The 25,447-nt window shown below is 73.1% G+C and carries 23 protein-coding genes; 4 read left to right on the top strand and 19 right to left on the bottom strand.

Annotation, left to right across the window (positions count from 1 at the left end; translation table 11 throughout):
* Positions 1–125: 125 nt before the first annotated feature.
* The 11 genes from EPD83_RS11885 to dapE form a co-directional block, all read right to left on the bottom strand.
* Entirely contained in the window at positions 126–905 is a 780-nt protein-coding gene (locus EPD83_RS11885) for a hypothetical protein (RefSeq protein ID WP_128366413.1), read from the bottom strand.
* 104 nt (positions 906–1,009) lie between these two features.
* Entirely contained in the window at positions 1,010–1,648 is a 639-nt protein-coding gene (locus tag EPD83_RS11880) for a DUF6318 family protein (RefSeq protein WP_128366412.1), read from the bottom strand.
* 624 nt (positions 1,649–2,272) lie between these two features.
* The gene (locus EPD83_RS11875) at positions 2,273–2,629 is read right to left on the bottom strand and encodes a hypothetical protein (protein WP_128366411.1); all 357 of its coding nucleotides are present in this window, start codon (positions 2,627–2,629) and stop codon (positions 2,273–2,275) included.
* A complete protein-coding gene (locus EPD83_RS11870; RefSeq protein WP_128366410.1) occupies positions 2,626–4,137 on the bottom strand; it encodes a leucyl aminopeptidase family protein in 1,512 nt (503 codons plus the stop codon). The genes EPD83_RS11875 and EPD83_RS11870 overlap by 4 nt, the downstream gene beginning before the upstream one ends.
* Positions 4,138–4,214: 77 nt before the next feature.
* Positions 4,215–4,385: a DUF3117 domain-containing protein gene (locus tag EPD83_RS11865; RefSeq protein WP_128366409.1), complete on the bottom strand. Its 171-nt coding sequence runs from the start codon at positions 4,383–4,385 to the stop codon at positions 4,215–4,217.
* A gap of 126 nt (positions 4,386–4,511) precedes the next feature.
* Complete coding sequence (locus tag EPD83_RS11860; RefSeq protein ID WP_235950547.1) at positions 4,512–5,837, bottom strand: hypothetical protein; 1,326 nt, start codon at positions 5,835–5,837, stop codon at positions 4,512–4,514.
* On the bottom strand, positions 5,824–8,034 hold the full coding sequence (locus EPD83_RS11855) for a DivIVA domain-containing protein (RefSeq protein ID WP_128366408.1): 2,211 nt from the start codon (positions 8,032–8,034) through the stop codon (positions 5,824–5,826). The genes EPD83_RS11860 and EPD83_RS11855 overlap by 14 nt, the downstream gene beginning before the upstream one ends.
* Entirely contained in the window at positions 8,031–8,456 is a 426-nt protein-coding gene (locus EPD83_RS11850; RefSeq protein WP_128366758.1) for an SRPBCC family protein, read from the bottom strand. The genes EPD83_RS11855 and EPD83_RS11850 overlap by 4 nt, the downstream gene beginning before the upstream one ends.
* Positions 8,456–8,743 carry a DivIVA domain-containing protein gene (locus EPD83_RS11845; protein ID WP_235950546.1) on the bottom strand — a complete coding sequence of 96 codons (288 nt, stop codon included), beginning with the start codon at positions 8,741–8,743 and terminating at the stop codon, positions 8,456–8,458. Before EPD83_RS11845 ends, EPD83_RS11850 begins: the two co-directional genes overlap by 1 nt.
* A gap of 29 nt (positions 8,744–8,772) precedes the next feature.
* Positions 8,773–9,570: an LOG family protein gene (locus tag EPD83_RS11840; protein ID WP_128366759.1), complete on the bottom strand. Its 798-nt coding sequence runs from the start codon at positions 9,568–9,570 to the stop codon at positions 8,773–8,775.
* Positions 9,567–10,661 carry a succinyl-diaminopimelate desuccinylase gene (gene dapE / locus EPD83_RS11835; RefSeq protein ID WP_128366760.1) on the bottom strand — a complete coding sequence of 365 codons (1,095 nt, stop codon included), beginning with the start codon at positions 10,659–10,661 and terminating at the stop codon, positions 9,567–9,569. Before dapE ends, EPD83_RS11840 begins: the two co-directional genes overlap by 4 nt.
* 70 nt (positions 10,662–10,731) lie before the next feature.
* On the opposite strand from dapE, the gene dapD reads away from it, so the two are divergent.
* On the top strand, positions 10,732–11,664 hold the full coding sequence (dapD, locus tag EPD83_RS11830; RefSeq protein ID WP_128366761.1) for a 2,3,4,5-tetrahydropyridine-2,6-dicarboxylate N-succinyltransferase: 933 nt from the start codon (positions 10,732–10,734) through the stop codon (positions 11,662–11,664).
* 62 nt (positions 11,665–11,726) lie between these two features.
* On the top strand, positions 11,727–12,614 hold the full coding sequence (locus tag EPD83_RS11825; RefSeq protein WP_235950544.1) for a hypothetical protein: 888 nt from the start codon (positions 11,727–11,729) through the stop codon (positions 12,612–12,614).
* A 40-nt stretch (positions 12,615–12,654) separates the two neighbouring features.
* On the opposite strand, the gene EPD83_RS11820 is transcribed toward EPD83_RS11825, so the two are convergent.
* From EPD83_RS11820 to fdxA, 3 genes are all read right to left on the bottom strand, one after another.
* Positions 12,655–13,941, bottom strand: a complete 1,287-nt coding sequence (locus EPD83_RS11820) for a citrate synthase (RefSeq protein ID WP_128366763.1) — start codon at positions 13,939–13,941, stop codon at positions 12,655–12,657.
* Positions 13,942–14,035: 94 nt separating this feature from the next.
* Positions 14,036–15,187 (bottom strand): succinyldiaminopimelate transaminase, encoded by a 1,152-nt coding sequence (gene dapC / locus EPD83_RS11815; RefSeq protein WP_322095788.1) that lies wholly within the window; start codon positions 15,185–15,187, stop codon positions 14,036–14,038.
* 1 nt (position 15,188) lies between these two features.
* The gene (gene fdxA, locus EPD83_RS11810) at positions 15,189–15,515 is read right to left on the bottom strand and encodes a ferredoxin (protein ID WP_128368041.1); all 327 of its coding nucleotides are present in this window, start codon (positions 15,513–15,515) and stop codon (positions 15,189–15,191) included.
* Positions 15,516–15,535: 20 nt separating this feature from the next.
* Here fdxA and EPD83_RS11805 point away from each other — a divergent pair, with 20 nt between their 5' ends.
* Positions 15,536–16,621, top strand: coding sequence for a GNAT family N-acetyltransferase (locus EPD83_RS11805; RefSeq protein WP_456107192.1), 1,086 nt, complete (start codon positions 15,536–15,538; stop codon positions 16,619–16,621).
* On the opposite strand, the gene EPD83_RS11800 is transcribed toward EPD83_RS11805, so the two are convergent.
* Genes EPD83_RS11800 through typA form a run of 5 tightly spaced genes read right to left on the bottom strand, consistent with a single transcriptional unit; the run spans position 16,573 to position 23,412 of the window.
* Complete coding sequence (locus tag EPD83_RS11800) at positions 16,573–18,318, bottom strand: VanW family protein (protein ID WP_165566613.1); 1,746 nt, start codon at positions 18,316–18,318, stop codon at positions 16,573–16,575. The two genes, EPD83_RS11805 and EPD83_RS11800, sit on opposite strands and share 49 nt — an antisense overlap.
* Positions 18,315–18,806: a flavin reductase family protein gene (locus tag EPD83_RS11795; RefSeq protein WP_322095787.1), complete on the bottom strand. Its 492-nt coding sequence runs from the start codon at positions 18,804–18,806 to the stop codon at positions 18,315–18,317. The genes EPD83_RS11800 and EPD83_RS11795 overlap by 4 nt, the downstream gene beginning before the upstream one ends.
* Positions 18,803–19,681 (bottom strand): N-acetyl-1-D-myo-inositol-2-amino-2-deoxy-alpha-D-glucopyranoside deacetylase, encoded by an 879-nt coding sequence (gene mshB / locus EPD83_RS11790; RefSeq protein ID WP_235950542.1) that lies wholly within the window; start codon positions 19,679–19,681, stop codon positions 18,803–18,805. The genes EPD83_RS11795 and mshB overlap by 4 nt, the downstream gene beginning before the upstream one ends.
* A complete protein-coding gene (locus tag EPD83_RS11785) occupies positions 19,678–21,510 on the bottom strand; it encodes an ABC transporter substrate-binding protein (RefSeq protein ID WP_235950541.1) in 1,833 nt (610 codons plus the stop codon). Before EPD83_RS11785 ends, mshB begins: the two co-directional genes overlap by 4 nt.
* 6 nt (positions 21,511–21,516) lie before the next feature.
* Complete coding sequence (typA, locus tag EPD83_RS11780) at positions 21,517–23,412, bottom strand: translational GTPase TypA (RefSeq protein WP_128366395.1); 1,896 nt, start codon at positions 23,410–23,412, stop codon at positions 21,517–21,519.
* A 240-nt stretch (positions 23,413–23,652) separates the two neighbouring features.
* Here typA and EPD83_RS11775 point away from each other — a divergent pair, with 240 nt between their 5' ends.
* Positions 23,653–25,332 (top strand): ABC transporter substrate-binding protein, encoded by a 1,680-nt coding sequence (locus EPD83_RS11775; protein ID WP_128366396.1) that lies wholly within the window; start codon positions 23,653–23,655, stop codon positions 25,330–25,332.
* Positions 25,333–25,447: the final 115 nt, after the last annotated feature.

Below are 25,447 nucleotides of genomic sequence, written 5' to 3'. Positions count from 1 at the left end.
AGGGCCATCGGTGAGGCTCCTTCTCGACGAGTACTTGGCGGTACACATCGAGAATCTCGCCGGTGGCCCCCTTCAGTCAGAGAGCCGCGCCGTCACCCCAAACCCCACCACTCCACGGGACGCTGTCAGTACAGGCGGGACTTCGCCTCGCGCACGGTCAACGTGACGGGGTCTCCGTCGAGGTCGACCTCGCCGGGGATGTCGATCCACCCGCTGCCACCGACGCGGAACTCGCCGGTGTAGACGATGTCGACCTGCACCGGCACCTCCCCCGCTCGCGCGTAGGTGTGGACGATGCTCCCCGACGGGTAGGGACCGCCAAGGTCCTTGGTCGGTCCGACCGTCTCCTCGCCGAGGTGATAAGTCACGCTCTTCAGCCGAGGGCGGACCTCGATGTCGTACCCGAGCAGCTGGATTTGGTCGACCTCGTCGGGGCCATAGCCCTCCTCGGGGAGGACGACCTCGAAGAACGTCGGCAGGTTGACGAGCGTCACGTCGCCTTCTGGCTGGATGTTGACCGTCGGAACTGAGAAGTCCGTGTCGCGGAACGCCTCCCGAATCATTGCCAAAGTAGGTTGTCGCCCAACGCCCGGGAGCAACGATGGCAGGCATGTGGTCCCGACCAACTCCCAGTCGCCTCGGGGTCCGTCGACCGGCGTCCCCGCCCTATCCGTGAACCGTCGGTAGACGTTCATTGCTGGGCCAGCGCCTATGGCGTCGTTGGTCTCGGAGCAACTCGCGTACGAGGCGTTGCAGAGAACGTCCTGGGCTACGTCGCCTGGCCCGGTAGCTCCGCAGACTGAGACGGTGGAGTAGTCCACAACCGTCTTGCTATTCGAAGCCTCGCGGCGGATGGCCGCATCTCTCATGCGCTCGATGTCCGACTGGAAGATGTTGATGCGCACCCCATCGGATTGCCCTTCACCCCAAGGACCGCCTCCCGCGGCGTAAGCGCGATCGACATACGTGAGAAGGGACATACACAAGGCAAGGAGCGTTGCTAGAGCGACTATTCGCCAATGCCGTTGAGGAGCCACCGCTCGTCCCTCCACACGGTTGAGATCGCTCGCACGATTCTGCGCTCCGGATACGAATCAACAGTGCTTCCCTTGCGGTCAACGACGCGCACAGCGTTTTCAACCAACGAGGCTTCAAACGCGACCTCGCTGCTACTGGATCGGATCGTCTTCATCTTTGAGATCCGGATGGGACTCGCGTCGTAGCGCTGCTTCTTGCTCGCAAGGTCCGCAGCAACGTCCGACAGGCGGGAACAGGACGAGCACTGTCGCGTACTGAGGCCGTCGAGAAGTGACGGATCGGGCTTGGTCCACGCGCGACCCGACTGTGCAATGTAGTAGCGGACAAATGCTTCGGCGCCGGCGTCTGTCTGTTTGCGGGCGGCGGCGGGGATGTCGGAGCCGGAAGGGGAAGGACTCGCCGAGGGGGACGGGTCCGGCGACGTCGTCTCGCTGGTGGTCGGGCTCGCGGCCGGGCTGGACGCCGACGGGGATGGTGACGGGTCGTCGGCACCGCTCGAGTCGCATGCCGACACCGAGAGGGCCAAGAGCCCTGCCAGCACCACCGCCGTGCTCGACCCCGCGCGCGTCATGAGTCCCTCTCCGGCCAGCCCCTCGGTGACCTCGGGCAATCACGCTAGCCAAACCCCCCGATCCCGCCACTCGAGTTGTCCACAGGTGCGCGACTTTCTCGACGGGCTTTCACCACGTCGCACCACGAAGCAGCAGTGGCGATCAGGAGTCACACGAGCCTCAGCGGCACTGCGTCTCGAGGGGCGTCGGACGAAGCCGTCGAGAGTGTCCGCTCACGATGACGGGCAAGGGCGGTTCGACCACGACGGGAGCAGCGCGAGGACGGCCGGGCACCAGCAGAGGTCATACGTCAGCAGGTAAGAGGCGGGCTAGTTGACGGAGGGCGTGGTTCGCGGCGCGAGCCGTCCCGAGGAACGGGGCGGACGCCACCCGGAAACGCGCGGGCGAGGGTGGTTCGATTGACGGAGTGCCTGCGTGACCGCGGAGGCCGTCACCGGAAAACGATCGACGCCACCCGGGAAGGCGCGGTCCAAGGTGGCCCAGCTGCCGGAGGGTCCGCGGCGCGGCGCAGGAACAGCGTTGGAAGGTGGGAGGACGTCGGCCGCCTATGGGTCAACGGGCAAGGAGGGCTGGCTGACCCAGGGCCCGGCGCCGAAGCGGCAAGTCGGTCGCCAGGAGAAGACGTGGACCTCGGCCGACGATGGGCCGACGGTTGGGGGGGCTTAGCTGACGGAGGGGCCGGCGCCGCGGCGGAAGCCGGCGGGGCCCTCGGCGATGGCGACGACCTCCCAGTCCTCGATGAGCGTCGGGGAGGACCCGATGATCTTGCTACCCGGCGAGGTGTCGGCGCCGGGCTCGAAGTCGGCGCGAAACGAGCGCCGCTCCTCCTCGCTGTCGAAGACGTACGTGCCCTCGAACCACTCGCCCTCGCGCATCCGCCAGGTCTTGAACGCCAGCCCGTCGAGGAACATGAAGCGCGCGATCGAGGTGCCGACGACGTACTCGCGCAGGCGGTCGGGGGTGTCGTCGGCGGCGCCCTCGAGCGACCACCGCACGGTCAGGCCGTAGCCGGCGTTCATCGTGTCTCCTCCAGCCACCGCAGCAGCAGTCGTACCCCGAACCCGGTGGCACCCTTGGCGGCGGTCCCGGCGTCGACGTCCGACCGACCGGTGCCCGCGACGTCGAGGTGCGCCCAGCGGCGCGGCCCGACGAACTCGCGGAGGAAGAGCGCCGCCAGGACGGCACCGCCGCCGACCCCCGGGGCGAAGTGACGCAGGTCGGCGACGTCGGAGTCGAGAACTGCACGGTAGGTGTCCGGCAGCGGCATCCGCCACAGCGTCTCACCGCTGCTCTCCCCCGCCGCGACGAGCTCGGCGGCCAGGTCGTCGTCGGTGCCGAAGACCGGCGCGGCCTCGCGGCCGAGCGCCACGCGGGCGGCGCCGGTGAGGGTGGCGACGTCGATGAGGACGTCGGGGTCCAGCTCGGCGTCGGCGTACGCCAGCGCGTCGGCGAGGACGATGCGGCCCTCGGCGTCGGTGTTCGTGATCTCGACGGTACGGCCGCCGTAGTGCGTGACGACGTCGCCCGGACGGTACGAGCCCCCGCCGACGGCGTTCTCGGCGAGCGCCAGCAGCCCGGTGACCCGCACCGGCACCTCGAGCTCGGCGCACGCCGCGACGACGGCGAGGACGGTCGCCGACCCCGCCATGTCGGTCTTCATGCCGACCATCCCGGCCACCGGCTTGACCTGCAGCCCGCCGGTGTCGAACGTGATCCCCTTGCCGACGAGCACGACCCGGGGCGTCGTCGGCACCGCACCGGCCGGGGCGTGGTCCACCCGCACGAGCCGCGGCGGGCTCGCCGACCCGCCGCCGACGGCCAGCAGCCCGCCGAACCCCTCGTCGGCGAGCGCCGTCTCGTCCCAGACGGTGACGTCGAGGCCATGCCGGTCGCCGAGCAGCCGGGCGCGATCGGCCATCCACGCGGGGTCCTTGACGTTCGAGGGGGTCATCGCCAGTGACCGGGCGAGCAGCTGGGCACGGGCGACGACGACGGACCGGCGGACGACCTCCACGGCGTCGCGCACGTCCGTGACGACGGTCGTCGCCTCCGCCGGGCCGGTCCGGGCCACCGCCCCGTCCGCCGTCCACGCCGGGGCGCCCCACCCGCCGAGCACGGCGCCCTCGGTCCAGGCGGCGAGGGCGACCGCGTCGGCGGCGCCGCCCAGGGCGTGCACCACGGCCGGTCGCCGGCGGGTGGCCCGCCCCGCCTCGGCCCCGGCGCGCCGCCAGTCCGCCGCGGAACCGGCGCCCACCCCGACGAGGTGCACGCGGCGGACCGGGTGCCCTCCGCCCGGCAGGGGCACGGCGGTGACGGCGCCGACCGTCCGCTCCGGCTCGTACGTCGCGAGCACCTCGGCCGGGTCGAGCCCGACCGCCCCCAGGGCCGCGGTGGCAGCGCCGTCGCCACCGACCACGAGAGGCACCACCAGCCCGACGTCGGCCGGTCCGCCGCTGGTCGCCGCGGCCACGTCGGGGGCGGTGTCCCAGGTCGAGACGGGAGGGTCGAGGAGGACGTCGCGCGGCACCCGTCCGAGGGTACCGACCGGCACGCGAAGGCCCCCACCGGATCCGGTGGGGGCCTTCCGCAGGGCCTCGGGAGCGGTCAGAGACCTTCGCAGTTGTCGATGGCCGCACCCAGCGCCCGGACCTCGTCGGGGGTCATCTCGACGACGAGCCGGCCGCCACCCTCGAGGGGCATGCGCAGCACGATGCCGCGACCCTCCTTGACGACCTCGAGGTCGCCGTCGCCCGTCCTGGGCTTCATTGCCGCCATTGGCTCATATCCCTTCCTCACCACGGCTGCGGGTGTCGCGCCGCGCGGACGGCCCGGCTCCCGTCGGCCGGACCATCCACCAGTATCCCGCAGTCTCGCGACGTGACGAAATCCACGATCCCGCTGTCACGGGGGGAAGGACCCCCACGGGGTGTAGGTGAGGAGGCTCGTGGTCCACCACAGGATGCCCCCGACGAGCAGCACGACGACGACACCGACCCGCCGCCGCCAGTGCGCGACGACCCGCTGGCCGTTGGCCGTGCGCATGGCCACCGACGCGACGAGGGCCGCGAGCGGAATGTCCAGGAGGAGGAAGCGCCACATCGAGGTGATGGGCCGCACGACGGCGAGGAGGAAGAACGGGTAGGCCAGCGCCCAGGCCCGCATCTCGACGCTGAGCCAGCGCCCGTGCCGGCCGAGGACCAGCGCGACGTACGTGGCGGCCAGCCCGAGCAGCACGAGCACGCCGAACAGGCCCTTGGCCTCCCAGGCCCACTCGAACCACAGCACGAACGGGCCCTGCGCCGGCTTCTGGCCCCACGCGGACTGGACGTCGAAGAACGCCGTCGGCACCCCGGTGGCGATGGCGGCCACCGCCGGCCAGGCGACCGCGCTGACCCCGAGGGTGCCGAGCATGACGACGACCCGCGTCCACTCCCCCTCCAGCGGACGGCGGCCGACGGCGCGGTCCTCGCGCCATCGCAGCAGCAGGTGGATGAGCACGGCGATGCCTAGGGCGGGCGCGACGCCGCGGGTGAAGCCGAGCGGCACGGCGACGGCGGCGACCCACAGGTACTGCCGGCGCACGAGGAACAGCAGCGACAGCGCGACGAGAGTGACGGCCAGTGCCTCGGTGTACGGCTTGAGCATGACGCCGGTGGTCGGGTAGAAGCACCACAGGCACGCGGCGACGAGGGCGAGCCGCTCGCGCTGCGGCTGCCGGGCCGCGTGGTAGCCGGTGCGCAGCAGCGCGTGGATGAGCACGGCCGCCACGCCGCCGAGGACGATGTTCAGCCCGACGCCCGCCCAGTCGAAGGGCAGGCCGGTGAGCATCACGACCTTCACGAGGTAGGGGTAGAGGGGGTAGAACGCCCAGGCGCTGTAGGTCACGAAGCCGGTGTCGGCGTCCACCGGCAGCGGCACCGGGTAGCCGTCCTCGACGATCCGGCGGTACCAGACGGTGTCCCACAGCGGCACCATGTCGCCGACCCCGGGGTTCGCGTGACCGACGCCCGCGGGGTTCTGGAACCACACGGCGGCGACCCACAGGGCGACGAACGCGACGACCCGGGTGACCGCGTAGACGGACAGGACGGTGAGCACCGGGTGCGCGAGGGCGTGCCCGGCGAGCTCGTGACGGCCGGCGGAGCTGAGCAGCCGGCGGGCGACCCCGGGCCGGCGCTCCGGCGCCGGCGCCTCCGTCGTCGGCGGCGCGACCTCAGCCCGCGCCATCGGTGATCCTCCGCACGTCCCAGACGTACACCCCGCCGACCTCGTCGGGCGCGCCGAAGACCCCGGTGACCGACTCGCGCAGCGCGTCCGCCGACGGCCGGCCCTGCGGCAGCACGAGGGCGTCGACGCGGCCGGCGCGCAGGTCGGCCTCGAAGCCCTGCGCCTCCAGCTCGCCGGCCGGCAGCGCCACGTCGTCCTGGGCGATCTGCGCCAGCCACTGGGTGAGGCCGGTCGGCGAGGCGCCGTACTGGCCCACCCGCTCAGGAGAGCCGTCGGGGCCGACGAAGTAGCCCGCGACGACGGGGAAGTCCCAGCGCGCCTCCGCCTGCCACTCCAGCGCGCGGGTGTCGGCGACGTTGGGCGGCGGCACGGCGAGGACCGAGCCGCCGTCGTCGACGTAGTCCCGCCACGTCCCGCTAGAGAAGAACGCCGGCATCGGGTCGCGCGGGTCGACGACGAGCGGGGTGGGAAGCACCGGGACGAGCGCCAGCAACGCGGCGACGACGCCGACGGCGAGCCCCGGGCCGGTCTCGCCGACGTACCCGTCGACGAGCCGCCGGACCGCGTCGGCCCCGAGCGCGAGCAGCACCCCGAGCACCGGCAGCGCGACGAGCGCGAAGCGGGTCGGCAGGACGTTCTGGACGACCGGTACGTGCTCCAGGAGCGCCCACGGGCCGGGGACACCGAGCGACCGGCCGTGCAGCGTCAGCTCCTCGCCGAGCGAGAGCCAGCACGTGACGACGACGACGACGGCGAGCGCCCGGACGACGACGCTGCGCCACAGCAGCAGCACGGTGAGCGCCGCCGCGACCCACAGCGCGACGCCGAAGAAGGAGTTCTCCTCGGTGCGGTTCATCGACAGGGCGGCCGACGCCCACGGGTCGGCGCCGACCGTGCGGGTGGCCCGCCCCCACAGCTGCGCGAGGTCGTTGCCGGCCGGCGGGTGCCAGATCGTCGCGTAGCTCTGCGGGCCGAAGAACTGCCACCACAGCGGCAGGGCCGTCACCGCGAGGGCCACGCCGACGCCGGTGCCGAGCCCGCGCAGCGCTGACGGGTCCGGCCGGCGTCCGTGTGCGAGCAGGACGAGCCCGAACACGGCGACCCCGACGGCGGTGAGCAGCAGCACCTCCTCGCCGATGAGCACCTGCCAGGCGGCGACCAGCCCGAGGACGACGCCGTCGCGCACCGGCCGGCGGCTGCCGCGGGCCAGGACGAGCAGCCGGTCGACGAGGACGGGCACGAGGGCCTGGACGACGAAGTTCGGGTGCCCGTTGGCGTGGGACACCATCCCCGGACCGAACCCGGCGAGCGCCCCGGCGAGGGCGGCCGCGGCCGGGTGCACGGGGAACCACCGGCGGACGAGCCAGTACCAGCCGGTGGCGGTGAGGGCCAGGCCGAGCAGCTCGACGAGGACGAACGTCGCCTGCGGCCCGGCCAGCAGCGTCAACGGCGCCAGCGGCAGCCCGAGGCCGAGCACCGCGGCGTTGGCCATGAGGTTGACCCCGGCGGGGAAGTTCTGCAGGTCGCTGGACAGGGGGTTCGAGAACGTGGCCAGGTTGTGCGCCGTCGCCCCGAAGTACCACTCGAACGCCTGCTGGTCCTGGACCCCCTGCGACAGGTACCCGGTGCGGACCGCCCCGAGCAGGTGCATCGTCACGTAGGCCGCGAGGAGCAGGTAGAGGACGGGGGCCACGAGGTCGAGGCGCCCCAGCGGCGGGGGCGTGCCGTGCACGAGGTCGTCGAGGACCGCCAGGGGGCGGCGCGCCGGCCAGCCGGGCGTCCCGTCCGGCCGGGACGGTCGCTCGTCCCGCTCGGTCGGAGCGGTGGTGGGCGCCGCGACGAGGGTGGCCGTGCCACCCGACCCCGGTGCGCCGGAATCCGACCCGCGCGAGGTCGCCTCCGCCGTCGTCGCCTCGCCCTCGGACCGCGGGCCCCCGCGCAGCGCGGCCAGCTCGGCGTCCCGGTCGGCGATGCGCGCCTCGAGCCGGTCGAGCACGTCGTCGACCTGGTCCATCCGGTAGCCGCGGAAGGCCAGCGGCAGGACGCCGTCGGGTGCCGTCCCGTCCTCGGCGTCGTCGGTCGCCGGACCGGCCGCGGCGTCCTCGGCGGACCCGCGCCACCCCTCCCGCCCCAGCCACCAGGCACCCGCGAGCAGGACGAGGAGGACACCGGCCCCCGCGAGGACGCTCCAGGTCACGGCGCCTCCCGGGCCAGCAGCCCGTCGACGACCCGCCCGAAGAGCACCTTCCCGAGGCGGTCGCCGACCGGCCGGGTGAGCCGACGCAGCCCGGGCAGCCACAGCTCCTCGGTCCACTCGACGGTGGCGCCGTCGTCGCCGGCCTCGGACACGACGATGTCCGCCCAGCCGCGCAGGAACCACCCGGTCTTGACGAGCCGCAGGCGCCGGCCGGGCTCGAGGGCGACGACGAGCATCCGGTCCGCGCCCGCCACCGGGCCCAGGCGGGTGACGGCCGACACCTCGGCCCCGAGCGCCAGGCCGTCGTCGGGCACCGAGACGTCGGTGAGCGGGACGTGCGCGGTGTGCCCGCGCAGATCGGTCATGACGTCCCACGCGGCCTGCCGGTCCAGCGGGGTCGAGCGGCGGATCGTGAAGGCCATCAGTCCTCCCGGGCGCGGAGCTCGGCGACCTCGCGCTCGCGCTCGGCGAGGGTCGCGCGCAGGGTGTCGAGCCGGTCGTCGACCTCGGCCATCCGGTAGCCGCGGGCGGCGGTGTCGAAGCGCACGGCGTCGACGTCACCGGAGCCCGGCTCGAGGGGCAGGCCGTGGTCGGGGGTGCTGTGCACCGGCGCCGCGAGGTCGTCGACGGCGACCCGCCCGGACGCGACCGCGAGCACGGTGACGACGAGCGCCACCGCGGCGAGCGCGAGGATCAGGAGCGGGACCACGGGCCAGATCCTACGGTCCCCACCTGCGGCTACTCGGTGCCCCGGGCCGGTCGCCGGGCGGCGCGCCCGGCCCGCTCGTCCGCCTCGACGACGGTGCGGACGGCCTCGTCGACGTCGTCGGTGAGGGTGAGCAGCGCCAGGTCCCGCTCGCTCACGGTGCCGGTGGCCGCGGCGGTCTCGCGCAGCCAGTCCAGCAGCCCGCCCCAGTACCGCGAGCCGACGAGGACGATGGGGAAGCTCGTGACCTTCTGCGTCTGGACGAGGGTGACGGCCTCGAAGAGCTCGTCGAGGGTGCCGAACCCGCCGGGCAGCACGATGAACCCGCAGGCGTACTTGACGAACATCGTCTTGCGGGCGAAGAAGTAGCGGAAGTTCACGCCGAGGTCGACGTGCGGGTTCAGGCCCGCCTCGAAGGGCAGCTCGATGCCGAGGCCCACCGAGGTGCCGCCGGCCTCGAGGGCGCCCTTGTTCGCGGCCTCCATGGCGCCGGGCCCGCCGCCGGTGATGACGGCGTACCCGGCCTCGACGAGCGCGCGGCCCACCTGCTCCCCGAGGGCGTACTCCGGCGCGTCGGGCCGCGTGCGGGCCGAGCCGAAGACCGACACCGCGGGCCCGACCTCGGCCAGCGCCCCGAACCCGTTGACGAACTCGGACTGGATGCGCATGACCCGCCACGGGTCGGTGTGCAGCCAGTCGGCGGAGCCGTCGTCGTCGAGGAGCCGCTGGTCGGTCGTGGAGCCCGGCACCTTGGAGCGCCGCATGACGACGGGGCCCTGGTGGTAGTCGCGGTCCTGGGTGCGGCGGGGCTCCCCGCCGGCGTCGCTCATGCCAGCCACCGCAGCATCGCCTCCTCGCAGGTGCCGTACTGCACGACCGGGCACCGTTCGTCGTCGGTGTGGGCCAGGTTGGGGTCGCCCGGGCCGAAGTTCACCGCCGGCACCCCCATCGCCGAGAAGCGGGCGACGTCGGTCCAGCCCTGCTTGGCGACGACGTCCAGGCCCAGCGCGTCGACGAACGCCCGGGCGGCCGGCACGTCCAGCCCCGGCCGGGCGCCCCGGGCGTTGTCGACGACGTCGACGGAGAACCCGTCGAACAGCTGCCGCACGTGGGCGTCGGCCTCCTCGGGGTCCACCGAGGGCGCGTACCGGTAGTTGACGGTGACCTCGCAGCGGTCCGGGATGACGTTGCCGGCGATGCCGCCGCTGATGCCCACCGCGTTCATGGCCTCGTGGAACTCCAGGCCGTCGACGACGCGGGTCCGCGGCTCGTACGCCGCGAGGCGGCGCAGCACCTCGGCGGCGTCGTGGATCGCGTTGTGGCCGTTCCACGGACGGGCCGAGTGCGCGGCGACGCCCTTGGTCGAGACGACCGCGCGCAGCGTGCCCTTGCAGCCCCCCTCGACCCGGGCGTCGGTGGGCTCGAGCAGGACGGCGAAGACGGCGTCGTCGATGAGGTCGGGGCGCTCGTGCTGGATGCGCCGCAGGCCGTTGAAGCGCTCGTCGATCTCCTCGGCGTCGTAGAAGACGTAGGTGACGTCGCGGCTGGGCTCGGGGATCTCCTGGGCCACCCGGAGCATGACCGCGACGCCACCCTTCATGTCGACCGTCCCGCGGCCCCACAGCACCTCGCCGTCCGGGCCGGGTGCCCGGCGGGTCGGCACGTTCGGCGGGTCGGCGGTCAGCGGCACGGTGTCGAGGTGCCCGGCGAGGACGACCCGCTCCTCCCGCCCGAGGTCGGTGCGCGCGACGACGGAGTTGCCCACACGGGTCACCTGCAGCCGCCCGAGCCCGGTCAGTGCCGCCTCGACGGCGTCGGCGAGGACGTCCTCCTCCCTGCTCACCGAGGGGACGTCGCACAGGGCCGCGGTGAGGGTGCTCGCGTCGCTCGTGAGGTCCAGGGCGGTGGGGGGCGGGGGCATGCGCTCCACCCTAGTGAGGCGGGCCCGGACGGTGCGGGGAGGACCGGCGCGCCCCCGTAGGCTTGGCGCCATGACATCCGCCGCCTGGGGCCACGGCCTCCTCACCGTCCACGACTCCGGGGCCACGCTCGACGCCTGGTTCCCGGCGCCGGCGCTCGGCGACGCGGGCGGCGCGGGCGAGCTCGCGGCCCCTCCCGGCCTCGAGGACCTGGCCGTCGCCGACGAGGCGCGCGGGACGCGGCGCGAGGTCCGGCTCGTCACGGCCGACCTCGACACCCCGCCGGCCGACGCCGCGGACGCCTACCTGCGGCTGCACCTGCTCTCCCACCGGCTCGTGGAGCCCAACACGGTGAACCTCGAGGGCATCTTCGGCGTGCTCACCAACGTCGTGTGGACCACCCAGGGCCCCTGCGCGGTCGACGGCTTCGAGACGACGCGCCTGCGCCTCATGGCCCGCGGGCCGGTGCAGGTCCTCGGCGTCGACAAGTTCCCGCGGATGGTCGACTACGTCCTCCCGGCCGGCGTGCGCATCGGGGACGCCGACCGGGTCCGCCTGGGCGCGCACCTGGCGAGCGGCACGACGGTCATGCACGAGGGGTTCGTCAACTACAACGCCGGGACGCTCGGCAGCTCGATGGTCGAGGGCCGGATCAGCCAGGGCGTCGTCGTCGGCGACGGCTCGGACATCGGCGGCGGCGCCTCGACGATGGGCACGCTCTCCGGCGGCGGCACCGAGCGGGTCCGGATCGGCGAGCGCTGCCTGCTCGGCGCCGAGGCCGGGCTCGGCATCGCGCTCGGCGACGACTGCGTCGTCGAGGCCGGGCTCTACCTCACCGCCGGCACGAAGGTGACGCTGCCGGACGGCACCGTCGCCAAGGCCGCCGAGCTGTCCGGCCAGTCGAACCTCCTGTTCCTGCGGCACTCCCTGACCGGGACGGTCATGGCCCGCCCGCGCGACGGGCACGGCATCGTCCTGAACTCGGCGCTGCACGCCAACGACTGACCGCGCCCCCAGCGCCCGAGACCGGAGGAACCACCCGCCCCATGGCACGCAGGACCCGTGGCGTGACGCTCGCCGAGGAGCGCGCACACCCCCGACGCACCCGACGCGGCATCGCCGTGCTCACCGTGCTCGCGCTCGGCGCCGCCGGGGTCGCCGGCTACGTCGGCGTGCAGCGGCTGGTCCACGCCGTGTCCGGCGAGCAGTGCCGCGTCACCGCCGCCGGGTCGGAGTACCGCTGGGCCCCTGACCAGGCGAGCAACGCCGCGGCCATCACCGCCATCTCGGTCAAGCGCGGCCTGCCCGCCCGGGCGGCGTCCATCGCCATCGCGACCGCCATGCAGGAGTCCAAGGTCCGCAACGTCCGCTTCGGCGACCGCGACTCCCTCGGGCTGTTCCAGCAGCGACCCTCGCAAGGCTGGGGCACCGCGCAGCAGATCCTCGACCCCGAGTACTCGACGAACACGTTCTACGACGCGCTGGAGAAGGTCGACGGCTACGCCGACATGGATATCGCGGAGGCGGCGCAGGCCGTCCAGCGCTCGGCCGCCGGGTCGGCGTACGCGCAGCACGAGGGGCAGGCCCGGGCGACGGCGTCGGTGCTCTCGGGGCAGACGCACGCCGGCGTCGGCTGCGCGCTGCGCGACCCCTCGTCGCCGGGGTCACCCCAGGACGTCGTCGCGCTGCTGGAGAAGGACTTTGGCCTCGAGGGCACGGTGTCCGGCGACTCCGTCGTCGTCACCCCCGAGTCGACGGACCTGGCCTGGGCCGTCGCGTCGTGGGCGGTCGCCCGGGCCACCGACACCGGCGCGATGCAGGTGCAGGTGGACCTGCGCCGCTGGACCCGCTCGATGGAGGACTCGGCGTTCACCTGGTCCACGGTCCGGCTCGGGCCCACCGAGGACGCGCCGGACCCGAACCAGGTCCGGATCTCCCTCGCCCGCCCCTCCTGAACCCGGACGTCGCCGGACGCCCGGGAGAGGGGACGGCCGGTCAGCGGTCGGTGAGGGCGACGTAGTCGCGCTCACCCTCGCCGGTGTACACCTGGCGCGGGCGGCCGATCTTCGTCGTGGGGTCCTCGATCATCTCGCGCCACTGGGCGATCCAGCCCGGCAGCCGGCCGAGGGCGAACAGGACGGTGAACATCCGGGTCGGGAAGCCCATCGACTTGTAGATGAGGCCGGTGTAGAAGTCGACGTTCGGGTAGAGCTTGCGCTCGACGAAGTAGTCGTCCGCGAGGGCGATCTCCTCGAGGCGCATCGCGATCTCCAGGAGCTCGTCGCCGCCGCCGGTCTTCTCCAGGATCGAGTGCGCGGTGTCCTTGATGATGGCCGCGCGCGGGTCGTAGTTCTTGTAGACCCGGTGCCCGAAGCCCATGAGCCGGACCCCGTCCTCCTTGTCCTTGACCTTCTTCATGAACTCGTCGGTGGAGTACTCGGCGGACTGGATCCGCTCGAGCATCTCCAGGACGGCCTGGTTGGCGCCGCCGTGCAGCGGACCGAAGAGGGCGTTGATCCCGGCCGAGACCGACGCGAATAGGTTCGCGTGCGAGGACCCGACGAGCCGCACGGTCGAGGTCGAGCAGTTCTGCTCGTGGTCGGCGTGCAGGATGAGCAGCAGGTCGACGGCCTTGACGATGTCGGGGTCGACCTCGTAGTCGGTGGCGGGGACGCCGAAGGTCATCCGCAGGAAGTTCTCGACGAGCGAGAGGCGGTTGTCCGGGTAGAGGAACGGCTGCCCGATGGACTTCTTGTACGCGTACGCCGCGATGGTCGGCAGCTTGGCGAGGAGGCGGATGGTCGAGATCTCGACCTGGTCGGGGTCGAAGGGGTCGAGGCTGTCCTGGTAGAAGGTCGAGAGGGCCGACACCGCCGAGGACAGGACGGGCATCGGGTGCGCGTCGCGGGGGAAGCCGCCGAAGAAGCCCTTGAGGTCCTCGTGGAGCATCGTGTGGTCGCGGATCCGGTCCTCGAAGTCCTCGAGCTCGGAGGTCGTCGGCAGGGTGCCGTAGATGAGCAGGTACGAGGTCTCGAGGAACGTCGACTGCTTGGCCAGCTGCTCGATGGGGTAGCCGCGGTAGCGCAGGATCCCCTCGTCGCCGTCGATGTAGGTGATGGCGCTCGTGCAGCTCGCGGTGTTCGTGAAGCCGCCGTCGAGGGTGACGTTGCCGGTCTCCTTGAGCAGCTTCGAGATGTCGTACCCGCTGTTCCCCTCGGTGGCCGGGACGAGGTTCAGGTCGAGCTGCTTGCCTGCTGCGTGCAGCGTGGCTCCGTCGGTCATGTCGCGGTCCTTGGGGGGTCTCGGGGCTCGGGACGTCATTTCGACCCTACCCGTCCGTAGGGGAACGGTGGAACCGGGGCGGCGCCCCGGTGGCTCAGCCCAACCGCCGGGCGGCCGCCGCGATGCGCTCGTCGGTGGCGGTGAGCGCGATCCGCACGTGCTCGCGGCCGGCGGGGCCGTAGAAGTCGCCCGGGGCGACGAGGACGCCTCGGTCGGCCAGCCGCTCGACCGTGCGGCGGGACGGCTCCCCCGCCGTGGCCCAGAGGTAGAGCCCGGCCTCGGAGTCGTCGACGCGCAGGCCGAACGCCTCGACCGCCGGCCGCAGCGTCTCGCGCCGGGCCGCGTAGCGCGCCTTCTGCTGCGCGACGTGGTCGGCGTCGCCCAGCGCGGCGAGCATCGCCCGCTGCACCGGCCACGGCACGATCATCCCGGCGTGCTTGCGCACCTCCAGCAGCCGCCGCACGAGCCCGGGGTCGCCCGCGACGAAGGCGGCGCGGTACCCCGCGAGGTTCGACTGCTTGGACAGCGAGTACACGCAGAGCAGCCCCTCGTGCGACCCGCCGCACACCCGCGGGTCGAGGACCGACGGGGTCGTCGGCGGCTCGTCCGAGCCCTCGCGCCGCGGCCGCCAGTCGAGCTCGGCGTAGCACTCGTCCGAGGCGACGACGACCCCGTGCTCGCGGGCCCAGGCGACGACCTTGGCCAGGTGCTCGACGCCGAGGACGCGTCCCGTGGGGTTGCTCGGGGAGTTGACCCACAGCAGGCGCGGCGTCGTCGCCGGCGTCAGCGGGCCGAGCGCGGTGAGGGAGTCGACGGCCATCGGCTCGGCGCGGGCCAGCCGGGCGCCGACGTCGTAGGTCGGGTAGGCGACCCGCGGGAAGGCGACGACGTCGCCGGGGCCGAGGTCCAGCAGCGTCGGTAGCCAGGCCACGAGCTCCTTGGACCCCAGGGTCGGCAGCACGCCGCCGGGGTCGAGGTCCGGCACGCCGCGGCGGGCGGCGAACCAGGCGGCGACGGCCTCGCGCAGGTCGGGCGTGCCGTAGGTCTGCGGGTACCCGGGGGCGTCGGCGGCGCCGGCCAGGGCCTGCCGGATCAGGTCGGGCGTGGGGTCGACGGGCGTGCCCACCGACAGGTCGACGAGCCCCTCCCCTGCGCCGTCGCTCAGCGAGGGGTCGGAAAAGGCACTCGCCCGCTCCTTGGCCGGAGCGAGCGAGTCCCAGGGGAAGTCGGGGAGGGTGGGCACCACGTCACTCGTCGTGCTCCTGCGGGGGCAGGTCGGCGATGATCTGGTGGTCCTTGGCGATGACGCCGAGCTTGGCCGCGCCGCCGGGGCTGCCGAGGTCGTCGAAGAACTCGACGTTGGCCTTGTAGTACTCGGCCCACTGGTCCGGCACGTCGTCCTCGTAGTAGATCGCCTCCACCGGGCAGACGGGCTCGCAGGCGCCGCAGTCGACGCACTCGTCGGGGTGGATGTACAGGCTGCGCTCGCCCTCGTAGATGCAGTCGACGGGGCACTCCTCGATGCAGGCCTTGTCCTTGAGGTCCACACAGGGCTGCGCGATCACGTACGTCATGCCGCCATACTATTCACGCCATGGAACCGCCGCGGCCCCGGCCACGGGACCTTCCACCGGCCGGGACACGCGTCGTCGTGCGCCACCGGCTCCCCGTCCCCGACCCCCGCTCCGGGGCCACCCTCACCGACGCCGTCGGCGACCTCGTCCACGTCGACGACGAGCACCTCGTCGTGCAGACACGCCACGGCGAGAACGGGATCGCGCGCGCCGACGTCGTGGCCGTCAAGGAGGTCCCGCCCACCCCGTCCCGGCGCGGGGCGCCGCACCGGGCCCTGTCGGCCGCCGACCTGCAGCGCGTCATGGTGGGGGCCTGGCCGCCGGTCGAGAGCGAGCACCTCGGCGGCTGGCTGCTGCGGGCCTCGGGCGGGTTCACCCAGCGCGCCAACTCGGTGATGACCGCCGGCGACCCCGCCCGCCCGCTGCCCGCCGCGCTCGAGGAGGCCGAGGCCTGGTACGCCCGGCGTGGCCTGCCCCCCGCCGTCACCGTCTTCGGCCCCGTGGGCCTCACCGCCGGCGCGGACCCCCTCGGCGCGCTGCTGCTGGAGCGCGGCTACGCACCCCGGGTCACGACGACGACGTACACCGCGGCCGTCGCCGAGGTCGCGGACTCGGTGGCCGCGACGCCCACCGCCGGCCCCGAGGTGACGACGACGACGGCCCTGGACGACGACTGGTTCGCCGCCTACACCCGTTACCGCGAGGCGCCGGAGCAGTGGGCGCGCGCGGTGCTCACCGGCTCCCCCGAGCAGGTCTTCGCCGCGGTCCGCGACGGCGGCGAGGTGCTGGCCCTCGGGCGTCTCGGGGTCGCGGCGACCTGGGGCGGCGTCGCGGCGATGTGGACCGCGCCCGAGGCGCGCCGCCGGGGCCTGGCCACCGCCGTCCTCGGGGCACTGGCCCGCGCGGCCCGCGAGCGCGGGGTGCGCTCGGTGCACCTGCAGACCGACGACGACAACGACGGTGCGGTCGCCGTCTACCGCCGGCACGGCTTCGCCCCGCACCACGCGTACGTGACGCTGCGTCGGCCCGGTCGCGGCCCCGGGCCGCGACCGGCCGCTCAGCCGGCCCGCGGGTTGGTGCAGGTGACGTCGTCCTGGGGGTCGTAGCGCGTGGTGAACGACTGCCGGTCCACGACCTCGCCGCCCCGGTGGAAGATGCGGCCGATGTCGACCGAGAAGCCCTCGACGGGCTGCTGCGGGATGCACTCGGGGTCGTCGTCGACGATCGTCGTCGGCTGCTCGATGGCGTAGCGGTCGCCCTTGGTCGCCGTCACCCGGTACTTCTTCGTGCCGTAGTAGGTGACGGTGATCGAGGTGTCCGTGGTCCGGGCCCGCACGAGGATCCCGCCGTCGAGGGTGTTGGTCCACTTGTTGTGCAGGTCCGGGTAGGAGATCGTCGCCTCGCGGCCCTCGGGGTAGCGCGAGATGTAGTACGAGTGCGGCGACCACGCGTCGAGCCTCACCCCCGCGAAGAACGAGGCGTTGAAGACGGTCGTCGAGACCTGCGACAGCCCACCGCCGTACGAGGTCGCGGCCCGGCCGTAGCGGATGATGCCGGCCTCGAGGTAGCCGCTCTCCTTCGTCGTCGTGTCGCCGAGGACGTCGTTGAGGCTGAACTGCTGGCCCGGCAGGACGTAGGTGCCGTCGACGGCGGCCGCACCACGCCTGATGTTCTCGACCCGCGACTGGCAGCACTGGAACTGCGTCGTGAAGGAGGCGACCTTCTCCTTCGGCAGCGTCCGGCGGATGTCGGTGACGGTCCACGTGGGCCGCACGGCCTTGGTCAGCACGTTCGCGGTCCGGTCGGTCGTCGTCACGGCCTTCCACACCTGCTCGGAGATGCTCTCGTCCAGCAGGGTGAGGCCGGCGCGGCCGCGGTGCACGGTGCGCTTCGTGTAGCCGCTCGGGGCGAAGCTCACCGACGCGTCCTTCGGCTCCCGCTCGACCCCCGCCTCCTGCGCGGCCGCGTGGACGAGCGAGCGCAGCTCGTCCTGGTCGGCGCGCGGGGTGATGGTGCCGTCCTTCGCGCGGGGCAGGCGGAGGGCGGAGGCGAACTGCTTCGGGGTGAGACGGAAGCGCTTGCCGTCGGCCCGGACGGTGACCGGCCCGGACACGGCGACGTCGGCGAACTCCGCACGGACGCGCTCGAACTCGGCGGCGGGCGTGCGCGGCAGCACCGGGTCGGCCTCGACCTCGACGGAGTCCTGCGCGGGCCACCAGCGCTCGATGACGGCGGCGGTGCCGGCGGCGTCGGTGGTCGTCCCGCGCACGGGTGCCCGGTACTGGACGGTGCCGCTGCGCACCGAGAGCCGGCCCTCCTTGGCCGTCGAGTCCAGTCTCTTCCGGACCTTGTCGACGGCGGCGGCGAACGCCTCCCGGTCGACGGTGACGACGGCCGGCTGCTCGACCCCGCCGTTCACGTGGTGCCAGAGCTCCCGCGGGCCCATGCTGAAGCCGGTGAGGCCCGCGACCGTGGCGTCGACGTCGACCACGACGCCCGCCCGCTCGGGCCGGATCCTCGCCTGACCGGCCTTGGAGGTCAGGAGGATCGGCTCCTGCGCGCGGCCGGCGACGGCGCGTTCGAGGGTGGTGCGGGCCTCGGCCGCGGTCTGTCCGCCCAGAGGCACCCCGGCGACGGTCGTGCCGCGCGGCACGCGCTCGCCCAGCCACCAGGCGGCCCCGGCGTAGAGGGCGCCGAGGAGGACGACCAGGCCGAGCAGCACCCAGGGCCAGCGCCGCGGCCCGGGCGCGCGGTCCTCCCAGGTGGGCTCCTCCCACCGCGCGTGCTCGAGCAGGTCGGTCATTCGATGCTCCCGTACCGCCCGCGGTAGTAGACGAGGGCAGGTCCGATGGTGTCGGGGATGGTGAGGCCGAGGACCTCGCCGACCACGATGACATGGTCACCGCCCGGATGCGTGGAGGTGGTGCGGACCTCCAGGTGGGCCAGCGCGTCGTCGAGCAGCGCCACCCCGGTGTGCTCGCCCCGCGTGAACGGTGCCCGGTCCAGCTGGCCGTGCAGGGGGCGCCCGCGGGTGGCGAACCACTCCGAGGTCGGCCGCTGCCGCAGCGAAAGCATGCTCACCCCCCAGACCCCGGCGTCGAGCACCGCGTCGTGGAACCGGCTCTCGGTCTCGACGCAGACCAGGACGAGCAACGGGTCGAGGGACACCGACGTCACCGAGTTCGCCGTCATCGCGTGGTCGTGGCCGCCCGAGGTCGTCGTGACGACGGTGACGCCCTGGGCCAGGCGCCCCATGGCCTGCCGAAAGACGGCGGGGTCGAGGTCGCTCACGCGGCCCCCTCCGGCGCCGGTCGCCCGCTCCCGGGGTCGAGAACCGCGTAGCCCTCGCGGCCGGCGAGCCGGAAGACGTGGTGGTTGGACAGGGCGAACCACCCGTCGCCGGACACGACCTGCGTGTCGTGCGCCCGCAGGGCCTCGACCTGCGCGGGCACGGCGTCGGGGTCGACCACGGCCCGCCCGACGACGTCGTCGGGCACGACCCCCGCGGTGTACGGGCTGCCCTGGTCGGGCACGACCCACGGCCCGTCGGCCGGCACGTGGGCGGCCAGCCACTCGCGGTCCTCGAGCGCCCAGGTGAGCGGGGTGAGCGTGCCGTAGAGCACGGGCCGCTCGCCGGCCGGCAGGGCGGCGACGGCGGCCCGGGTGGCCTCGTGCGTGCGGACGTGGTCGGGGTGCCCGTAGCCCCCGCCGGCGTCGTAGGTGACGACGACGTCCGGGCGCACCGCGGCGAGGACCCGGCCGACGGCGGCGGCCGCATCCTCGAGGGGCCGGCCGGCGAAGGCCCGCGGGTGCTCCGCGGCGGGCGTGCCGGCCATGCCGGAGTCGCGGAACGCGGGCTCGTCCTCGGGCCCCGCGGCCCCGAGCAGGTGACCCGTGGCGCCGAGCGCCGCCAGGGCCCGGGCCAGCTCCCCGCGGCGGTGCGCGGCGAGGGCCGGGCCGTCGCCCTCGAGGTGCGCCAGCGCCGGCGGGATGACCTCGCCCTCCTCGCCGAGGGTGCAGGTGAGGACGTGGACGTCGTGGCCGCGGGCGGCGTGGTGGGCGACGGCGACCCCGGTGGTCAGCGTCTCGTCGTCCGGGTGGGCGTGGACGAACAGCAGCGTCGGGGTGGCGCCGCGGACCGCGACGCCGTCGAGCAGTGACCTCACGGCGCCACCGCGATGTCGGCGAACTCGACGACGCCCCCCAGCACGGCGTTGGCGGACAAATTCCGGATGTCCGAGCCCGCGATGTAGAGCGCCCGGCGCTCGGCGAGCCCGATGTAGGCGCCCTGCTCCAGCAGCGTCCGGTCGACCTCGGCCCAGGCCTTCTCGCGCTCCCCGCGGTCGACGATGGCCGACACCTTCGCCATCCGGGCGTCGAGGTCCTCGTCCTCCCAGTACCCGTAGTCGCGGCCGGGTCCGGTCTTGGTGATGTTGATCGTGGAGTCGAACAGCGGCGGCAGGATGGTCGACGCCGAGGCCCACGCGGGGGCCCAGTTCGACCAGAACACGTCGATGTCCTTGCGGGCGTCCTTGTCGGCGATGGTCGAGAAGTAGTCGTCGGTGACCGGCATGGTCTTCGGCTCGAAGCCCGCCTGCTGCCAGCCGGCGACGAGCGCGGCGATGGCCTTGTCCGAGGTCGGGTCGGAGCGGTAGGCGATGGTGAACTCCACCGGCGTGTCGACCCCGGCCTTCTCGAGGATGGCCTTGGCCCTCGCCGGGTCCCCGCGGGTGCCGGCGCCCACCGGGTCGTCGTCGTGCGCGGCGGGCAGGCCGTGGGGGACGAGCGAGAGCGCGGGGTCGGCCGCGGTCCCGCCGCCGATCGCCGTGACGTACGCCTCCCGGTTGGTGGCGGTCGCGAGGGCCAGCCGGACCTGCTCGTCCTCGAAGACCTTGCTGCGGACGTTGGGCACGAGGTAGTCGACGATGCCGGTGCGCGGGTTGACCGAGCGCTCCTCGAGGCTCTGCACGGCGGTGATGTGCTGCTGGATGGCCGGCGGGGCCGAGCCGAGGGACACCGACTCGCGGCCGGCGGCGTTGTCGGCCATGACCTGCTGCGCCACCGTCTGGGTCTCCAGGCCCTCCTGGTAGCGGATCTCGTCCGGGTAGGCCTTGCGTACGGGGTCGCTGTCCGCCGACCAGTGCGGGTTGCGCACGAACGTGCCGCCGCGCCCCTCCTCCCAGGTGCCCTGAAGCATGTACGGGCCGGCCGAGAAGATGTCCCAGGTGCCGTCCTCGCCGCGGTCGACGGACTTCTTCACCGGACCGAACGCCGGCTGGGTGAGCATCTCGTCGAAGTCGCCGACGGGCATGCTCAGGGTGAAGGTGATCTTCCGGCCGTCGCAGCTCACGGCCTTCTCGAACGCCTGCCGGCCCTTCTTCGCGGACTTGCCCGTGGCGTAGGGGCCCTCGTAGGTGCTCGTGCCGTCGCTGTTGCGCGGGATGGCGAGGACGGCGAGCGCGTCGGTGGGCCCCCCGGTGATCCGGCCGGTCGCGAAGGTGCGCGAGATGCCGTAGGCGACGTCCTTGCAGGTCACGGGCGTGCCGTCCTGCCACATGACGCCGTCGCGGAGGGTGAAGGTCCAGGTCTTGAGGTCGTCGCTGGCCGTGCCGGTGTCCGTGGCCAGGTCGCCGACGAGCCGGGCCTGCTTCTCGGGGTCGGTGTCGGGCGCGTAGGCGGTGAGGGTGCGGGCGAAGACGCGCTCGGCGAAGGCCGTGTCGCCGCGGGCGGCGAGGCGCTGCGGGTCCCACGTCGGCACCGGCCCCAGCGAGAGGGCGTTGACCACCCCGCCCGGTGTCGTCACCCGGTCGCCGACGGCCGAGGTCGGCATCGTCTCGGGAGTCGGCGTGGGCGTCTGCCGGGTCAGCGCGTACCCGCCGGCCGCCCCGACGGCGGCGACGAGGAGCACGACGAGCAGCGCGACGCGCCAGGGCCGGCGGCGCCGTCGGCTGCGGCGACGCTCGGACCGGGTCGGGCTGGGGTCCTGCTCGGGCACCGCGGGTCAGCTCCTCCTGGCGCGGGCCGCCGCCCGGGCTCGCAGGGTCTGGTCGAGCTCGACCTTGCGGATCCGCACGGCCTCCGGCGTCACCTCGACGCACTCGTCCTCGCGGCAGAACTCCAGGCTCTGCTCGAGGGACAGCACGCGCGGCGGGGCCAGCCGCTCGAGGACGTCGGCGCCGGCGGACCGAACGTTGGTGAGCTTCTTCTCCTTGGTGATGTTGACGTCCATGTCGTCGGCGCGGGAGTTCTCGCCGACGATCATCCCCTCGTAGACCTCGGTCGTCGGGGCGAGGAACATCGTGCCGCGCTCCTGGAGGTTCGCCATGGCGTAGGCCGTCGCGGCGCCGGAGCGGTCGGCGACGAGCGAGCCGCTCACCCGGGTCGAGATCTCGCCGGCCCACGGCTCGTGGGTCTCGTAGACGTGGTGGGCGATGCCGGTGCCGCGGGTGTCGGTGAGGAACTGGGTGCGGAAGCCGATGAGCCCGCGGGCCGGGACGAGGAACTCCATCCGGACCCAGCCGGTGCCGTGGTTGGTCATCTGCTCCATGCGGCCCTTGCGGGCGGCGAGCAGCTGGGTGATGGCGCCGAGGTACTCCTCGGGGGTGTCGATGGTCAGCCGCTCGACGGGCTCGTGGACCTTGCCGCCGATCTCGCGGGTGACGACCTCCGGCTTGCCGACGGTCAGCTCGTAGCCCTCGCGGCGCATCTGCTCGACGAGGATGGCCAGCGCGAGCTCGCCGCGGCCCTGGACCTCCCAGGCGTCCGGGCGCTCGGTGGGCAGGACGCGCATCGAGACGTTGCCGACGAGCTCGCGGTCCAGGCGCTCCTTGACGAGGCGCGCGGTGACCTTGGCCCCCTTGACCCGGCCGGCCATGGGGCTCGTGTTGATGCCGATGGTCATCGAGATCGCGGGCTCGTCGACGGTGATGAGCGGCAGCGGCTGCGGGTCCTCGAGGTCGGCGAGGGTCTCGCCGATGGTGATCTCGGGGATGCCGGCGACGGCGACGATGTCCCCCGGGCCCGCGGCGTCGGCGGGCTTGCGCTCCAGCGCCTCGGTCATGAGCAGCTCGGTGAGCTTGACCGTCTGCACCGACCCGTCGCGGCGGCACCACGCCACCTGCTGGCCCTTGCGCAGCGTGCCGTTCTTCACCCGCAGCAGCGCGAGGCGGCCGAGGAAGTTCGAGGCGTCGAGGTTGGTGACGTGCGCCTGCAGCGGCGCGTCCTCGTCGTAGGACGGCGCCGGCACGGTCCCGATGATCGTGCGGAAGAGCGGCTCGAGGTCCTCCTCGTCCGGCAGCTCGCCGTCGGCGGGGCGGGTGAGGCTGGCCCGGCCGGCCTTGGCCGAGGCGTAGACGATGGGGAACTCGAGCTGGTCCTCGTGGGCGCCGGCGTCGTCGAGCAGGTCCATGAAGAGCTCGTAGACCTCGTCGACGACCTCCTCGATCCGGGCGTCCGGGCGGTCGACCTTGTTGACGCACAGGACGACCGGCAGCCGCGCGGCGAGCGCCTTGCGCAGGACGAAGCGGGTCTGGGGCAGCGGGCCCTCGGAGGCGTCGACGAGCAGGACGACGCCGTCGACCATCGACAGCCCGCGCTCGACCTCGCCGCCGAAGTCGGCGTGCCCGGGGGTGTCGATGATGTTGATGGTCAGGCCGTCGGCCAGCCCGGCGTCGAGCGCCGCCTTCCCGGCGTACCGGACGGCGGTGTTCTTCGCGAGGATGGTGATGCCCTTCTCGCGCTCGAGGTCGCCGCTGTCCATCGCGCGCTCGGCGATGTGGTCGTGCTCCCCGAAGGCGCCCGACTGCCAGAGCATCTTGTCGACCAGCGTGGTCTTCCCGTGGTCGACGTGCGCGACGATGGCGACGTTCCGGAGGTCGTCGCGGCGAGAGGCAGACATGCCCGCCAGTGTCTCAGGCGAGACCGGTCGCCACCGAATCGGCGCCGGACCGCCCCGGTGCCGGCCGCCGCCGACCCGTGGGTCTCACTTGGGTAACCACTCGCGTCCGGCCGGTGCAACCGCCGCGAATACGGCTAGTGTCTGGCCCCATCCGCGGCGGGCGACAGGTCCGGCGCGGCCCACTCGGGCGTCCGACCCGGACGTCACGAGCGTTCGCACACCCAAGCGAGGTTCACACTGATGACACTCAAGCGCACGGCGCCCCTCGTGCTCCTGACGGCGGCCGCCCTGAGCATGACGGCGTGCGCCGAGTCCCAGCGGGACGACTCCGGAGGCTCGGGCGGCGGGTCCGCGGACAGCAACGTGAAGGACACCTTCACCTTCGGCGCCGCCGGCGCCCCCGAGCTGTTCGACCCGCTCTACGCGACCGACGGCGAGACCTTCCGCGTGACCCGGCAGATCCACTCCGGCCTCCTCGGCATCAAGCCGGGCACCGCCGACATCCAGCCCGAGCTGGCCGAGAGCTGGGAGCCCTCGGACGACGGCCTCAGCTGGACCTTCAACCTCCGCCAGGGCGTGAAGTTCTCCGACGGCACCGACTTCAACGCCGAGGCCGTCTGCTACAACCTCGACCGGATGTACAACCAGAAGGGCGCGGGCCAGACCGCCGCCGAGTACTGGACGTACTTCTTCGGCACCTTCAGCGACGACCCGGAGAACTCGCTGTACAAGTCGTGCGAGGCCAAGGACGCGAACACCGCCGTCGTCGACATCACCCGGACGACCTCGAGCTTCCCGACGATCCTCTCGCTCGCCTCGTTCGCCATCCAGTCGCCGAAGGCGCTGGAGGAGGGCGACGCGAACAACGTCAAGGCGCAGGGCGAGGGCTTCACCTACCCCGACTACTCGATGAACCCGGTCGGGGTCGGCCCGTACAAGCTCGCGAGCTACGACGAGGCCAACAAGACCGTCAACCTCGTCGCCAACGAGAACTGGTACGGCGAGGCGCCGAAGACCAAGAACCTCGTCTTCAAGATCATCCCCGACGAGAGCACCCGCCGCCAGGAGCTCCAGGCCGGCTCGATCGACGGCTACGACCTGCCGAACCCGGTCGACTGGAAGGGCCTCAAGGACGCCGGCAACAACGTCGAGATCCGTGACGCCTTCAACGTCCTCTACATCGGCCTGAACCCGGAGCGGAACCCGAAGCTCAAGGACCTCAAGGTCCGCCAGGCGATCGCGTACGCGACCAACCGCGACCAGATGGTCAAGACCCAGCTGCCCGAGGGCGCCGCGGTGGCCTCGCAGTTCATCCCGCCGGCCGTCTCCGGCTACAACGAGTCCATCCAGCCGTACGCGTACGACCCGGAGAAGGCCAAGCAGCTGCTCCAGGAGGCGGGCGCCGAGGGCATGACCCTCAAGTTCGCCTTCCCGACCGAGGTCTCGCGGCCGTACATGCCGGACCCGCAGAAGATCCATGCGGCGTTCACCAAGGACCTGCAGGCCGTCGGCATCAAGGTCCAGGAGGTCAGCAAGCCGTGGAACGGCGGCTACCTCGACGACGTGTCGGCCAACGGCGCGTACGACGCCTGGCTGCTCGGGTGGACCGGTGACTACAACGCCGCGGACAACTTCCTCGGCACCTTCTTCTCCAGCCCGAAGACCAACGACTTCCACACCAACGTCCTGCCGTGGGGTCAGCAGCTCTCGGACGACCTGAAGAAGGCCGACGCCATCGTCGACGAGGACGAGCGCGCCACCGCCTACCAGGACCTCAACCAGCAGATCGTCGAGAAGTACCTCCCGGCGATCCCGGTCAGCCACAGCCCGCCCGCGCTCGTCGTGAGCGACAAGGTCGAGGGCCTCGTCCCGAGCCCGCTGACCGCCGAGACCTTCGACACGGTCACGGTCCAGAAGTGACGTCGGCCGGGCCGCCCGTCCGCGGGCACGCCCGGATCTGACGCACACAGCATTCCGGTGGCCGCCCCGAGCCAGTAGGTTCGGGGCGGCCACCGCCGCTCCCACCCCCGCAGGA

Source organism: Phycicoccus flavus (genome assembly GCF_004025965.2).
Taxonomy (GTDB): Bacteria; Actinomycetota; Actinomycetes; order Actinomycetales; family Dermatophilaceae; genus Phycicoccus; species Phycicoccus flavus.
Note: the sequence above shows the minus strand (reverse complement) of the source record. Positions and strands in the feature narration are given on the sequence as shown.

Coding starts and splice junctions, on each gene's coding strand:
- EPD83_RS11875 (WP_128366411.1), bottom strand. CDS start 2,629: ATGAACGCCGGCTACGGCCTGACCGTGCGGTGGTCGCTCGAGGGCGCC.
- EPD83_RS11865 (WP_128366409.1), bottom strand. CDS start 4,385: ATGGCGGCAATGAAGCCCAGGACGGGCGACGGCGACCTCGAGGTCGTC.
- EPD83_RS11860 (WP_235950547.1), bottom strand. CDS start 5,837: ATGGCGCGGGCTGAGGTCGCGCCGCCGACGACGGAGGCGCCGGCGCCG.
- EPD83_RS11850 (WP_128366758.1), bottom strand. CDS start 8,456: ATGGCCTTCACGATCCGCCGCTCGACCCCGCTGGACCGGCAGGCCGCG.
- EPD83_RS11840 (WP_128366759.1), bottom strand. CDS start 9,570: ATGAGCGACGCCGGCGGGGAGCCCCGCCGCACCCAGGACCGCGACTAC.
- dapE (WP_128366760.1), bottom strand. CDS start 10,661: ATGCCCCCGCCCCCCACCGCCCTGGACCTCACGAGCGACGCGAGCACC.
- dapD (WP_128366761.1), top strand. CDS start 10,732: ATGACATCCGCCGCCTGGGGCCACGGCCTCCTCACCGTCCACGACTCC.
- EPD83_RS11820 (WP_128366763.1), bottom strand. CDS start 13,941: ATGACCGACGGAGCCACGCTGCACGCAGCAGGCAAGCAGCTCGACCTG.
- fdxA (WP_128368041.1), bottom strand. CDS start 15,515: ATGACGTACGTGATCGCGCAGCCCTGTGTGGACCTCAAGGACAAGGCC.
- EPD83_RS11805 (WP_456107192.1), top strand. CDS start 15,536: ATGGAACCGCCGCGGCCCCGGCCACGGGACCTTCCACCGGCCGGGACA.
- EPD83_RS11800 (WP_165566613.1), bottom strand. CDS start 18,318: ATGACCGACCTGCTCGAGCACGCGCGGTGGGAGGAGCCCACCTGGGAG.
- typA (WP_128366395.1), bottom strand. CDS start 23,412: ATGTCTGCCTCTCGCCGCGACGACCTCCGGAACGTCGCCATCGTCGCG.
- EPD83_RS11775 (WP_128366396.1), top strand. CDS start 23,653: ATGACACTCAAGCGCACGGCGCCCCTCGTGCTCCTGACGGCGGCCGCC.